This is a genomic window from Streptomyces sp. NPDC002467 (assembly GCF_042889825.1).
Lineage (GTDB): Bacteria > Actinomycetota > Actinomycetes > Streptomycetales > Streptomycetaceae > Streptomyces.
In genome coordinates this window covers 470970-484176 of sequence record NZ_JBIARJ010000003.1, presented here as the reverse complement: position 1 = coordinate 484176, position 13207 = coordinate 470970, and the positions used below count along the sequence as shown (strand labels likewise).

Annotated in this window: 11 protein-coding genes and 1 pseudogene; 6 read left to right on the top strand and 6 right to left on the bottom strand. The window is 71.8% G+C overall.

What is annotated here, in order from left to right:
- Positions 1-133: 133 nt before the first annotated feature.
- Positions 134-1318: a PP2C family protein-serine/threonine phosphatase gene (locus tag ACFYYJ_RS08705; protein ID WP_389130053.1), complete on the bottom strand. Its 1185-nt coding sequence runs from the start codon at positions 1316-1318 to the stop codon at positions 134-136.
- A 180-nt stretch (positions 1319-1498) separates the two neighbouring features.
- Here ACFYYJ_RS08705 and ACFYYJ_RS08700 point away from each other — a divergent pair.
- The 3 genes and pseudogenes from ACFYYJ_RS08700 to ACFYYJ_RS08690 form a co-directional block, all read left to right on the top strand.
- Positions 1499-1629, top strand: a pseudogene (locus ACFYYJ_RS08700) (phosphotyrosine protein phosphatase); the annotation flags it as partial.
- Positions 1612-1887, top strand: coding sequence for a TOBE domain-containing protein (locus ACFYYJ_RS08695; RefSeq protein ID WP_389130503.1), 276 nt, complete (start codon positions 1612-1614; stop codon positions 1885-1887). The pseudogene ACFYYJ_RS08700 and the gene ACFYYJ_RS08695, both read left to right, overlap by 18 nt.
- Positions 1888-2159: 272 nt before the next feature.
- Positions 2160-2507 carry an STAS domain-containing protein gene (locus ACFYYJ_RS08690; protein WP_389130050.1) on the top strand — a complete coding sequence of 116 codons (348 nt, stop codon included), beginning with the start codon at positions 2160-2162 and terminating at the stop codon, positions 2505-2507.
- 259 nt (positions 2508-2766) lie between these two features.
- Here ACFYYJ_RS08690 and ACFYYJ_RS08685 read toward each other — a convergent pair whose 3' ends face one another.
- Positions 2767-3387 (bottom strand): TetR/AcrR family transcriptional regulator, encoded by a 621-nt coding sequence (locus ACFYYJ_RS08685; RefSeq protein ID WP_385125360.1) that lies wholly within the window; start codon positions 3385-3387, stop codon positions 2767-2769.
- Between the two features lie 67 nt (positions 3388-3454).
- Between ACFYYJ_RS08685 and ACFYYJ_RS08680 the strand changes: the two genes are divergently transcribed.
- Positions 3455-4675 carry an amidohydrolase family protein gene (locus tag ACFYYJ_RS08680; RefSeq protein ID WP_389130045.1) on the top strand — a complete coding sequence of 407 codons (1221 nt, stop codon included), beginning with the start codon at positions 3455-3457 and terminating at the stop codon, positions 4673-4675.
- Positions 4676-5069: 394 nt separating this feature from the next.
- Here ACFYYJ_RS08680 and ACFYYJ_RS08675 read toward each other — a convergent pair whose 3' ends face one another.
- Complete coding sequence (locus ACFYYJ_RS08675) at positions 5070-5834, bottom strand: hypothetical protein (protein WP_389130042.1); 765 nt, start codon at positions 5832-5834, stop codon at positions 5070-5072.
- Positions 5835-6266: 432 nt separating this feature from the next.
- On the opposite strand from ACFYYJ_RS08675, the gene ACFYYJ_RS08670 reads away from it, so the two are divergent.
- The gene (locus tag ACFYYJ_RS08670) at positions 6267-6479 is read left to right on the top strand and encodes a hypothetical protein (RefSeq protein ID WP_389130039.1); all 213 of its coding nucleotides are present in this window, start codon (positions 6267-6269) and stop codon (positions 6477-6479) included.
- 241 nt (positions 6480-6720) lie between these two features.
- On the top strand, positions 6721-6909 hold the full coding sequence (locus tag ACFYYJ_RS08665) for a hypothetical protein (protein ID WP_389130036.1): 189 nt from the start codon (positions 6721-6723) through the stop codon (positions 6907-6909).
- Between the two features lie 352 nt (positions 6910-7261).
- Here the strand turns inward: ACFYYJ_RS08665 and ACFYYJ_RS08660 are convergent, their stop codons facing one another.
- Genes ACFYYJ_RS08660 through dpgC form a run of 3 tightly spaced genes read right to left on the bottom strand, consistent with a single transcriptional unit; the run spans position 7262 to position 13207 of the window.
- A complete protein-coding gene (locus ACFYYJ_RS08660) occupies positions 7262-10426 on the bottom strand; it encodes an amidohydrolase family protein (RefSeq protein WP_389130032.1) in 3165 nt (1054 codons plus the stop codon).
- A 46-nt stretch (positions 10427-10472) separates the two neighbouring features.
- Positions 10473-11786: a PLP-dependent aminotransferase family protein gene (locus ACFYYJ_RS08655; RefSeq protein WP_389130029.1), complete on the bottom strand. Its 1314-nt coding sequence runs from the start codon at positions 11784-11786 to the stop codon at positions 10473-10475.
- On the bottom strand, positions 11783-13207 hold the full coding sequence (gene dpgC, locus ACFYYJ_RS08650) for a (3,5-dihydroxyphenyl)acetyl-CoA 1,2-dioxygenase DpgC (RefSeq protein ID WP_389130026.1): 1425 nt from the start codon (positions 13205-13207) through the stop codon (positions 11783-11785). The genes ACFYYJ_RS08655 and dpgC overlap by 4 nt, the downstream gene beginning before the upstream one ends.

Below are 13207 nucleotides of genomic sequence, written 5' to 3'. Positions count from 1 at the left end.
GACGCTGCTCCCGTCGGTCCGGAAGGTGAGTACGGACCTGCTCCGTACCGCATCCCACACGGTGGTGGAGCGGGAATCACGCGCGACGTTGGGCGCCTCGCCCGACGCCCAACGCGTGCTGGGCGCACCCCGGTCAGGGGGCCACGGGGTGCCAATCGACCAGCAGGAGGGTGGCGTCGTCGCGGAGCCGGTGGTCTTGGTGGACTCGGAGGCTCTGGACGAGGCGGCGCAGGGTTTCGGGGGCGGGATCGCCCGCCGCATCGGAACGGAGAACGGCGTCGATGAGGCGCTGCTCGCCAAACAGGTCTCCGTCGCGTGAGCGTGCCTCGGTGACGCCGTCGCTGTAGAGGAGGATCCGGTCGCCCGGCTGGAGTCGCTGCTGGTGCAAGACGGGTGGCTCTGAAATGTGGAACCCGAGACCCAGCGGGAGTTGAGGCTTCCGCTGCAGGGCATCGGGTACGACTCGGCCCTCACGGATGAGGAGCGGGGCCGGGTGGCCGCAGTTGATCCAGGAGAGCCTGCCGGTACGAATGTCGAGGTGGGTGATGACGGCGGTCATGAGACGGTCCGGGATCCACTCGCCCAGGACGCGGTCGATGGCGGTGGCGATGTCCGGCAGGGTGCCGCCGGAACGACGGATCGACCGGCAGGTGGCCAGTCCCGCGGCGCTGGCGCCGCCGGAGGCGAGGTCGTGCCCCATCGCGTCGAGCAGGGTCAGGTGGAGAGCGCTGTCGGTGAGGCTGTGGTCGAAGGCGTCCCCGCCGATCTCGTAGGCGGGCTCCAGCACGGCGGAGGAAGTGACATCGCGGGTGCCAATGGTCCGGGGCGGCAGGAAGGCCCAGACCAGCTCTGCCTGCACGCTCATCGGCTGAGCGCGCTCGCGAATGATCAGGGTGTCGCTGTGCAGGGATTTGGCAACGATCAGCAGCGCGGCCAAGTCGGCCAGGTGTTCACAGGCGCGCAGGACGTCGGCATCGAGCCGGGGCGCGGTGACTTTGAGGACTCCCACCCGTTCGACGCCGTCGATCATCGGCAGGTAGGCCGTCGACCCGTCCCGTGTCCGCCGGGCCGTCTGGGTACGGTAGGCGAGGCCACCGAGCGAGGAGTCGATGTCCAGAATCTCCTCGTCTCCCGGCATCCCTTCCTGCGGAAGCGCGACGAGCCGGATCTGCTGCAGGTCGGCGACGTACACGTAGGTCCCGTCGGCTCCTGCCGTACGGGCAGCGGCCTCGATGAGTCGCGGCAGTTCCCCGGCCTGGGCCAGATGTCCCTCGTGGAGGACGGGGCCCAGGCTGGAAGTGGTGTCGTCCGCCGCCACAGGTCTCCGATCGCGGCCACACACCCGGCGACCCAGCCGGCCGGGTTCGTCATCTCCATACTCGCCAAGATCCGCACGATCGGCATGACGGACACGGCCCCTCGTACGCGGCATGGCCCGCTTCGCCCGCCGGTCGGCGGGCGGAGCGGGCCATCGCCGCGATCAGCACGTGTTTTCACCGAGACCCCGAAGGTCCTGACCACCGGGGCGGTGCGGGCCTCGGACATCGTGATCACCATGGGCCGGGCGACGCCTGCCCCTACTTCCCCGGCAGGCAATACCTCGACTGGCAGCTGGAGGACCCCGCCGGGCACAGGCCGGCAGATGCCACGTCACCGACAGGCCGGCTCGACGACCACCACACTGCGCGCCTCACCGCCGTCCTCGTCCGCCCCACACACCCGGCACCGGCGCAGCGAGATGGGCAGCAACCCCAAGTCGACGCCTTCAACGGCGGCGGCCTGACCGCCGCGATCACCGCCGACGCCGTCAAGGACCTCGGCCTCGCAGCTGGTACATCCGTCGTCGCCCTGGTCGAGGCCACCGAGATCGCCCTCGCCGCCGCCTGATCCCCCCTCCGCCGGGCGCGGTTCCCCCGCCGACGCCTGGTGGCCCCGGCCGGGCGGCCGCTGTGCGTGCCCGGGACGAGCAAGCCCAAAGCGCGCCGCCGTCCTCAGCGGCGTTCCTGGCGGCAGATGCATGCCACCGGCCAGTACACGCCGCCGCCAGACTGGCGGGTCACGCGCCCGGCCGCCGGACTCCCGCTCCCGCACGCGGCGCGCCGCCCGACCACCGCCGGCAGGACATAGCGTGGCCGCCGCAGACCTGAGAGGAGAAAAGGGTGCAAACCCAAGACGGCGGCAGCGAGACGATCGAGGTCGAGGACATCGGCGGGGTCACCGTGGTCCGTCCGCACGGCGAGATGGACATCGTCCGCGCCGCCGACTTCCGCCAGGCACTCCTGACCGCCCTCCAAAGCGAGGCGCGCCCCCATGAAGTCTGCGTGGACCTCCAATACCTGACCTTCAGCGACTCCTCCGGCCTCAATGCCCTCCTCACCGCACGCACCATCGCCGAGGACACCGGCCGGCGTCTCTACCTCGCCGCCCCCAACCCCCAGTTCACCCGCCTGCTGCAGATCGCCGGCACCGACGACCTCTTCACCATCGAGCCCGCGCCCCCGTCCTGACCCCGTCCGGGTATCCAATGAAGAGGGAACCCGGCGAACAGCCCGATCCTCGTGCCGGAGGGCTGCCGCCTGTAGGCAGCCCCCATGACGTGTTCGGGCAGCGGCCGGCGATCCATCGCACACACTGCCGTGGCGATCGACAACGAAGACTCACAGGAGTCTTCCGCTTGCCGGCCGGCAGAGTGCCCCGGTCTCAGAGGAATCCGGATGCGGTGAAGGGCAGCACCCGTATGCGACGGGGCGCCGCCCCTCCGTTGCGTCAGCCCAGGAGCCCCGCCAGCACTGCCGCCGTAGAGGTCAGCAGCTGTTCAGCGGCCGGGCCGCCTGCGGCCGTACGGGCGAGCAGGCCCTCCCGTGCGGCCAGGACCACCTCGGCGGCCTGCTCGGCCGCGGCACCGTCCGGTACCAGCTCCGGCAGGACCCGCACCAGCAGAACCGCCACGGCCGCTGTCACCGTACGGTCGTGTGCGGCGACCCGCTCGGCGAGCCCTGGCGTACGGGCGGCCATCAGGCGGAACTCCAGGAAGAGCAGGATCCATCCGGTTTCGGCTTCCTCGACCCGCAGCAGCGCCTCGACCAGGCGCTGCGCCCGTTCCCCGGGCGCCAACTGCCCGGCCACGGCGGCCAGTCGCTCCAGCTCGGCCATCCGTTCGGCAGCCTGCTCGTCGAAGAGCGCCAGCAGCAGGTCCTCTTTGGTGGCGAAGTTCGAGTAGAAGGCTCCGCGGGTGTAGCCGGCCGCGGTGCAGATGTCCTCGATGCTCGTACGCGCGTACCCCGCGGACAGGAACAGCCCGCCCGCCGCCGACAGGATGCGGGCTCTCGTGTGGACGCGGCGCCGCGGAGGGCGGGGAGCGGCTGATTCGGCCGGCAAGGAATTCACAAGATCACGATACATGGTGTATTCAATACAGGTCGTATTGAAACGAGGTCGCGGAAGGACCACCGCCATGAGCCGGTTACTGATCACCGACGCCCACCTGCTCCACCCCGAGACCGGCACCCGTACCGACCTGGCCTGGATCGAGGTCGCTGACGGCAGGATCGCCGCCACCGGCACCGGGCGCCCGCCGGGTGCCGGAAAGGACGTGCGGGTGCTCAGGGCCGCCGGCGCCACCGTGCTGCCCGGCCTGATCGACGCCCACGTCCACTTGCTGGTCACCTCCCTCGACCTGCCCTCCATCGCCTCCTGGACGCCGGGATACCTGACCGTGCGGGCCCTCGCCGAGGCCGAACGGATGCTGCGCCGCGGCTTCACCACCGTCCGCGATGTCGGCGGCGCGGACCACGGCATGGCCCGGGCCTTGGCCGAAGGGCTGGCGCTCGGCCCCCGGCTCATCCACGGCGGAAAGGCACTCTCACAGACCGGAGGCCACGGCGACCTGCGCCCCCTGGGGGACGACTCGGCGCCCTGCTGCGAGAACCGGCCGAACTTCGCCCGCATCGCGGACGGCGTGGACGCCGTCCGCGCGGCGGCCCGTGACGAGTTCCGAAAGGGAGCCGCCCATCTGAAGGTGCTGCTCTCCGGCGGTGTGGCCTCGCCCCACGACGAGATAGCAGCCGTTCAATACAGCGAGGAGGAAGTCCGCACGGCCGTGGAAGAGGCGGACAACCACAACCGGTACGTCACCGTGCACGCCTACCACCCGCGCGCCATAGACCGGGCCCTGCGTGCCGGTGTGCGCTGCGTCGAACACGGCAACCTGATCGACGACGCAACCGTCGACCTTCTGCTGGAGCGGGACGCCTTCCTGGTGCCGACCCTGATCGCCTACGAGCGGACGGCGGAGCTCGGCCGGCAGGCCGGCCTGCCCGAGTCGTCCCATCGCAAGCTCACCGAAGTCCGCGACCACGGACTGGCCGCCCTGGAGAGAGCCCACCGGGCCGGAGTCAACCTGGTCTACGGCTCCGACCTCCTCGGACCGCTGCACTCGGCCCAGTTGGAGGAGTTCACGCTGCGCGCCCAGGTTCAGCCCGCCGCCGACGTGATCCGCTCCGCCACCAGCACGGCGGCCCGCTTGCTGCGGATGGAGGGCGAAATCGGCACCCTCGCACCGGGCGCACACGCCGACCTCCTCGTCATCGACGGCGACCCCCTGGCGGACCTGACCGCCCTCACCAACCCCCAGCGCCACCTCCGACACGTGGTCAAAGCCGGCACCGTCCTCTGAGAGGTCACTTTCGTCCGTTGTTCCATCCCCGGTCTGTCCGGTCGGTGGGCTTCCCCGGGGCACGCCGGTACATGGTGTTCTCGCCGGCCAGGCAGCGGGTCTCGGCGACGTCCACATGCACGCCCAGCTCGCCGCCGAGGCCGCCGAGGCCGCCGCCCGAGCCGCCCGAGCCGCCCGAGCCGCCCGAGAACGCGCGACACCACCCCCTGACCCCGACCCGGCGATTCGGCCGCCGCAGCGGGCGGGAAGGCGGAGTCGACACCAAGACCAGGGGCAGCGACGGAGGCGACGGCGCAGACTGCTCGGGTGAAGGCGGCACGAGCGCGGGCCCCGGACCGTGGTCCTTCCCGAGGGGACCCGCATCGCGCTCCGCGTCGGGCCCGCCGCACGACCCTTAGGCGCGGGGCGGGAGTTGGTCGTACGTCTTGAAGGTGTAGTACGCCGAGAGGTTGATCGAGTTCCCCGTCGTGGCCGGGAGGCCAAGGCGGTTGTTGACGAGTGCGCCGAGGGGGCCGCAGTCGGTTGCGGCCGGGGTGGTGAAGGTGTTGTCGTACGCGTCGAACTTGATGACCGGCGGGGTTTTCGAGATCCACTGAGCGCTGCCCGAGCGCTTGAGGCGGAACTCGATCGGGGTGTCGCCGCCGATGACGCAGCCGTCCGGCAGGGCGGGGCTGACTGCGCGGAAGCGCAGGGTGAACAGGCCCATGTTGTTGCCCACGGAGTAGAAGTCGGAGCGGCCGCCGTACTCCGGCTGGAGGGACAGGGCCATCCGCGGGTTGTGCGCGCCGGCGGGCCCCCCGAGGATCCCGCCGGGCACGGAGGTCGGTCCGCCGCGCAGGGCGCCCCAGACCTGGCCGTTCGTGCCGTCGGGGAGGGGGCCCTCGGCATGGGTGATGGTCATCGGGGCCAGCGCGGGGAGGGTGCGGTTGCCAAGGGTCAACGAGCCGGTGGCGGTGAGGACTTCGCACTTCCAGTGGGTCGCGTCGACGCCGGCGGGGATGGCGGGGCAGTCGCTGAAGTCGTACGCGGGTGTGGTGGGCGATGCCTCGGCGGACGCGGTGGCAGTGAAGGTGGCGGCGCCGAGCACGGCGGCGAAGGCGATCCCGGCGGCCATGCGGCGGAGGGCAGGCTGCGTGCGGTTGTTCGTGGCGATCTGCATGCCCTCAGCGTGCCGCCGTGCCTGTGCGGCGGGCTATCGGGGCGGCCCCTTGCCCCACCCTGAGGGCACCCTGACGTCGGATCAGGGTGCCGCCCATGCGGAAGCTGTCACCATGGAGGCCCGGGCCGCGTCCGGCGCCCGCCGCCACGAGAAAGACCTTCCTGATCTCCCCCCGGTCACGTGATCGCCCTCCACACCGGACGCACCGTCCAAAACCCTTGGCGGGTCCGGCGCGACCCCACGGCCCCGAGCCTGTGCCGGGTCCACCTGCTGCCCGCCGAACAGCGGTGTCCTGGCGGGAGCCCTTGCGCCGGCATTCGAGTGACGGCGTGCCGTGTCGACCCGTGGGCGTGGGGCCTGGTTCGTCATCCTGGGCCGGGCGCGGCGTCACGGTTGCTGCCGCTCCTCCCCCACGGCGAGAAGGAGTACCGCATGCCCACGGACGCGGTCGGACGATTCCTCGCGGCCTTGGACCCGCATCACCGGGAGGCCTTCACGAACCGACCTCGCGAGGATCAGGAGCGACTCGTGGCAGCCTGGGAGCGAGAGCTGGAATCGGACGACGAGCTCGACACGCTCGACGAGCTGTCTCCACCCGCGGCCGAGGCCGAGGCAGCGCGTCGCATCATGAAGCGCGAACGCTGACACGGCCGCGTACGCAGTGGGACGACAGCATCACGTCCTCCTGCCACACGGGCGCACCGACCCGCCCCTCGCTGCGACCATCGGCAGGCGCGCCGGCCATGGCGTCAGCCCCGCCGCGCAGCCGGGCCGTCCGGCCGGGCCGTCCGGCTGAGCCCCGGCCCGACGGCCCTGCCGGTCAGCTCAGTGGGCGACGGTGGCAGCGGTGCTTCCGGTGGTCGCCGGATCGAAGCACGGTCACCCCGTGACGGTGCGGAACCCGAGCCCGCGCAAGGCGGCCGAACTCGCCGAGCGCGGCGCCGTCGTGGCAGTCCGGCGCAGACGTCGTCTGCGCAGTGACCGCCGACGACGGCTCGTCCCGTGCGGTGTGGCTGGGACCGGGCGGCATCCGCCCCGCGAGATCCCGCTGGTCCTGGTCACCCGTACCGGCTGAGGTCCGCCGACCTTCGGGGTCGTGGGGAGCGCGGACAGGGCCGTGGCCGGCCGCCGCGGTCGTCGCGCCCAGCACCGTCTTCGTGTCCTTGACGGTATGGGTCGGGTGGTCGACGATCTCGCCGACGCGCTGGGTGATCGGAGGCCCTGGACGGCGGGCTCGTCGGCGGGGGCGGCGACGGGGGTGAGCACGAGGCCGGCGCCGCCGGTGCGGACCCGGGCGGAAAGGGTGCGCTTCATGGCATTCGTGCCCCGCCCAACGACCCCGCCACTGCCCGGGTCACCGGTGGCCGGCACGTTGAGGTGAGACCGCCCTCCGCCCGGGACGTGTCCGCACGCGGTGCCCGCGCGCCTCAGCAGAGGCAGCCCGTCGCGTTCGGCCGCGGGTCGTGCCAGCCGTGGGTGTCCTGGGCCTCCGCGGAGACCAGGGACCGGACGGTGCGGTTGGTGGGCGCGACGGCCGCGGCGCCGGCCGCCGTGGATGTGAAGGGCTCCATCAGGGTGGCGACGGTGCGGGCGACGCCGCCCACCACCACGCTGCGCACCCTGGCCGCCGCGTTGATGTCGCTGAGGGGGTCGCCCTCGACGCACACGAAGTCGGCGAGCGCTCCGACCGATACCGTGCCCAGCTGCGTGCCCAGCCCCATCCGCTGGGCAGGATTCGCGGTCGCGGTGCGCAGGGCCTCGTACGGGGTGAAGCCGCCCCGGACCATCGCCCGGAGGTTCTGGTGCAGTGAGATGGCCGGGTCGTCGAGGGGGGCGTCCGAGCCGGCGACCACGGTTCCGCCGCCCCGCTGGACGCGCAGCAGCATGTCGACGCCACCGGCGAGGAGCGCCCGGTTCAGCTCCGCTGTCGGGCCGCCCGCCGCATCGGCCTTCGCCACCAGCGCGCCGTAGTCCCACGCCGGGTAGAAGCACTTGGTGCGCTCGTCGTCGACCAGCGAGCGGTCGTCGGCGAGGAGCACCGAGGAGTTCATGAGCGTGGAGGTGACGGGCATCCCGGCGGTGGTCAGGACGCCGATGGCGTCCTCGTACGCCCGGCCCAGCCGGGTCTGTGTCTGGGAGTAGCCGACGCGGTTGCCGCCGCCGGTGTGCTCCATGGAGTCCATGCCGTACGTCGCCTGCGGATAGGCGTAGTGCGAGGTCACCGGCATGCCCCTGAGGTGGGCCTGCTTCGTCGCCGCGGCCTCCAGCGGGGCGGGCAGCCGGATGTAGGTCTTGATGAGGTCGTACGACAGGGCACGGGCCCGCTCCATCTCCAGCTGGAGCTGGGGGGCGCTGACCACCGGGCGGGCGAAGTTCCAGAAGACGCGGGCCCCGTCGAGGGCGTCGCCCGTCCCGAAGAACCGCGGCCCGGCCTTCGCGCCGGACTCCAGGGCCTCCCGGGTCTCCACCATCTGATAGGCGGGATCGCCCGGGGAGATGACGGTGGTGATTCCGTACGAGAGCAGCAGGCGTCCCGTGCGGTCGCCCCACTGCCTGCCGCGTATGTGCCAGTGCAGATGCGCGTCGATCAGGCCGGGCATGAGGGTCAGGCCCGAGGCGTCCACGACCTTGTCGCCGCGGCCCTGCCCGGCTGGGAGGATCTCGGCCACACGGCCCGCTTTGACCACGACGTCCACCTGCCGGCGCAGGCTGCTGCTCCGGCCGTCCCACAGGGCACCCGCCCGGAAGACCGTGGTGCCGGCGGCGACGGGCCGGCGGAAGGAGAGATCGAGGGGCACGGACTGCGGTGTCCCCCCGCTGACCGCCACCTTCCGCAGCCTGCCGTTGGAGAGGTAGAAGAGCGTGCCGGAGCCGTCCACGGACACGGAGTCGGTGACTTCGGTGGTGATCCGCTCGGGCCCTGCGGTGATCCGTCCGGTGGCGTCCACCGGAACCCGCCATGCCGTGCTCTCCATGACGCAGACGAAGTACTTGCCGTCCGGCGTCCACACGGGACCGTCGTCCCCGCGGGTGGCGATCGACCGGTGTGCGGCCACCGGCTCCGAGCGGGTGGTGCCCGTCTCCAGGTCGACCGACAGGATCTCGCTGAGGCCGGCCCGGTTCCGCTTGGAATACGGCTTGTTGGCGGCGAGCACGATCCGCTTGCCGTCCGGCGCCCACGAGGGGCGCCCGGGCTGGAAGACGGCCGGCAGTACCTGGCGGACCGCCCCGGAGCCGAGCTCCAGGACCCACGTTCCGCCGTTCTCGTCCTGGTAGGCGATCTTCGTGCCGTCGGGGGACCAGCGGGGGGTCAGCTGCGCGCCGCTGAGGTTGGTCAGCCGGACGGGCGCGCCGCCCTTCACGTCCTGGCGCCACAGCGCGGCGGTTCCCGAGCGGTCGCTCGCGTAGACGAGCGAGGAGCTGTCCGGGGACCAGTCCGGGTCGGAGTTGAAGTATCCGTCGTCGGTGATCCGGGTGGGGGCCTGACCGATCCGCATCACCCACAGGGCGTTGAGGGCGCGGAACGCGACCTGCCGGCCGTCGGGTGAGACCACGGGTCCGGCGATGCCCTTGACGGGCTGCGCGCCCGGGGCGGTGAAGTCCCTGACCGTGCGCCGCCAGCTCGGGCGCGCGATGGAGACCGTGGCCGTGAACGGCACCTTCTGCGGGACGTCGTTCAGGCGAAGGCGCCGGATCCCGCCGGCCGCCGTGTACAGCAGTTCGCCGGCCGACACCCAGGAGGTGCGCAGGGCGTGGACGTCCTCGCCCGAGGCGACGACCTGGTCGTCCACCATGACGTCGGCGCGCGTGCCGAGGATGCGGACGTAGCTGACGCGGGTGCCGTCCGGGCTCAGCGCGGGGCCGAAGAGTTTGGCGCCCGGGGTGGGGCCGACCAGGCGGGTGCGTTCGCCGGTGGCGACGTCCACGACGTCGATGGCGGAGTCGTCGACGGTGCACACGATGCGCTTGCCGTCGGAGGACCAGGCGGGAGTGCCCTCCTCGGAGTCACCGGACGTGACGCGGGTCTGCACTCCGGTGGCCACGTCCAGCAGCCACAGGTCGTTGCTGCCCGACTGGTCGGAGGAGAAGGCGATCCGCTTGCCGTCGGGGGAGAACTGCGGCTCGCGGTTGTCGTAGTCGCCCTTCGTCAGCTGCCTGAGCCCCTGACCGTCGCGACCGACCGTCCACAGCTGGTACGCGCCGTCGCGAAAGGACTGGAAGACGATCACGCTGCCGTCCGGCGACCAGTGCGGCTGTGTCGCGTCCTGGAGTTCGTCGGTGAGCCGCAGGGCGTTCCCCCCGGCCGAGGGGAGTACCCAGATCGCGCTCAGCACGTCGACGGCGAGCGTGGCCCGGTCCGCGGAGAGGGCTGCCGCGATGTTGGTCCCTTCCGAAACCGTGAGCTTCCTGTCGGCCGAGGCGTCCTCGCCGCTCTCCGGCGTCAGGTCGTCGGCCACCGCCTGCCCCGCGCCGGTCAGTGCACCGGCGGCCAGCACGCCGCCCCCTATCAGGATCCGGCGCCGACTGGGTCCCGCCGGGGTCCGCACCCCCTGGACTCGTACGTTCTTCGCGTCGGTGTTGCCTTGGTCCATCGGAATTCCCATCGGATCTGTTCGGTGAACTGGGCTGCTCAGGGGCTCAGGGACAGACAGCGCGCAGGAAACGAGCCAGGCGGCGGACGCCCTCCTCGATCTGCTCCGGGTCGAGATAGCTGCAGGCGAGCCTGAGCTGGCGGTCGCCGCCGGACCCGATGTAGAAGTGGGACATGGGTGTCCACAGCACACCGAACTCCTGGGCCGAGCGCTGGAGCAGCGGCTCGTCGGCCGGCACGGTGAGCTGCAGGCGGACGAAGAACCCTCCGCTGGGCCGGTTCCAGGACACTCCGGCCGGGGTGCCGGTGCCCGCCCCGAGGTGGCGGTCGAGGGCGTCCAGCAGCACCCGCAGATTCCTCTGGTAGAGCTCGCCCTTGGCGCGGGCGGCCTCGGCCACCGACCCCCGGTGCTCCAGCAGGATGCCGCCGATGACGGCCTGGGAGATCGGCGAGGTGTTGACCGTCACCATGCTTTTCACGGTGGCGAGTTCGTCGGCGAGCAGGCCGGTCCCGCCCGAGGCCCGCCGCACCGGCTGGTCGGCGACGACGTAGCCGACCCGGGCGCCGGGCATGCACGTCTTGGCGAAGGTGCCCAGGTGCACGACCCGCTCGCCACCGGGCAGCGCCTTCAGCGGTGGCAGGGATGCCTCGTCCGTGGTGGTGAAGGCGTACGCGTTGTCCTCCAGCAGCAGGAAGTCCTCCCGCTCAGCCGTGGCGAGGAGCCGGTGCCGTGCTTCCAGACCGAGGCGACTGCCCGACGGGTTGGAGAAGTCCGGTGCCACGTACATGGCCCGGATCGGGGAGCCGCTCTCGCGTGCCTGTCGACACACCTCGTCCAGCTGCGCGAAGTCCAGGCCCTCTTCGGTGTCGTCCACCGGGACCGTGTCGATGCCCAGGAGGTTCGCCGCCCCGGAGAGTCCGACGAAGCAGGGGTTGACCACGGCCAGCAGGTCCCGGGGGGAGGTGAAGAGGGCGCGCAGGACCAGCAGGATCGCCTCCTGGCAGCCCACCGTGACGACGACGGACTCCTCGGGGACGTCGATGCCTTGGTCGGCCCTCAGGGCCTGCGCCACCAGCTCGTTGATCAGGCCGCGGCTGGGGCCGTACTGGTAGAGCAGCCGGTCCACCTGCGCGGAGGCCAGTCCGCGCTCCTCTTCGAGGTAGCGCCGGTACCGGGCGAGGTGCCGCGGAATGTCGATCTCGTCGAAGAAGGCGGTGTGCGGGGCGCCGGGCGCGAACGAGATGGCGTCCGGGAAGCGGCCCATCACCTCGTTGAGGAAGTTGATCGACCCCATGACGGGCGAATCGAGGGAGGAGTGCAGGGACTCGCGTTCCAGCACCTTCCCGGTCACTGGTCTCATGCCTCTGCCTCTGCCTCTGCCTGTGCCTGTGCCTGTGCCTGTGCCTGTGCGTCTGCCTGTACGTGCCCGGCCTCGTTCGCCACGGCGGCGGACCTGGCCGAGAACTTGCCGACCTTGTCCAGCACGTCGTCCCCGTACAGCCGCAGTGCCTGGGCCAGCGAGAACTCGGCCATGTAGGCGCGGAACGCGTCCACCGGTTCCTCGGAGAGGTGGAGCATCCGCCGGTTGGCCAGCACCGCGGGCGCGGCCAGCTGTTCCACCGCGTCCTCCACGGCGCGGTCCATCGCCTTCGGGTCCACGACCTCGTCGATCAGCAGTCCCGATTGCGGGTCGCCGGCCCACAGCTTGCGCCCGCCCAGGACGATCTGGCGGGCGACCCGGGCACCGGAACGGCTGAGGCGGAAGTTCGCGGCGCCGGGGACGATGCCTTCCTGGGCAGCCGGAAGGCTGAGGTAGGAGTCCGCGGCGGCGATCACCTTGTCCATGACCAGCAGGAGTTGGGTCCCGCCGCCGATGGCGAAGCCGTCCACCGCGGCGGCCCACGGCTTCTCGATGCCGTGCGCCGGGTACGCGTCCCCCCGCCCGCGGGTCGACAGGCCGCGGAGCATCTTGCTGATGTAGCCCAGTTCGCGCTGGAGCAGGAATCCGACGAAGGAGATCCTGCCGTGGTGCAGGTCGGAGAGGTTGATGCCGGCGCTGAACACCCGGCGCCCCTGGTAGCGGGGATGCGTCATCGGCGCACCGCGCAGGACGCCGACCTTGATCCCGTCGTCCAGCAGGACGAGGTCGACGGCGACCTCCAGCTGGGCGATCAGTTCGTTGTCCTCGGCGTTGAGACAGGACTCGTTGTGGAACGTGACGTGCCCGCCCGCGTCACGGCGCTCCAGCCTGACCTTGCCGAGGTCGACGCGCCCCGTCGAACGGAAGCCGTCCAGCAGCGCCAGCGCCTCGGGGGTGGGGTCGCGCAGGACGTCCACCAGGTGTCCCCCGGCTCCGGGCAGCCTCAGGATCTCCCGGAAGAAGATCCCCTGGTCGATCTCCCGGCCTTCCTTGTCCTCCTGGACGTGGCGCAGTTCCTCCGCGAGCTGCCCGGTGGTGGGTACGAGTCCGGGAAAGGCCTGCGCCGCTGCCGCCACGAGCTCCGCGAGGCCGAGCCGCAGGGTCCGTCCCGCGGTCAGGTGGTCGTACACGTCCTGCGCGTGAGCGCGCAGGAAGCCCGCCCGCCGGGACCGGCACGCCTCGTGGATCCGGGCGGCCTGTTCCTGCTGCTCGGCCGAGCGGCCGGTCCGGGGCGGCAGGCCGGCCAGCGGGGCCTCGCGTTCACGGATGTCGGCCGCGAGGGCCGCGGCGGCCCCGGCGAACGCTCCGTCCGGCAGCGGACCGGGGGAAGGAGTGGGACGGGGGGATCCGATGGTCAGCAC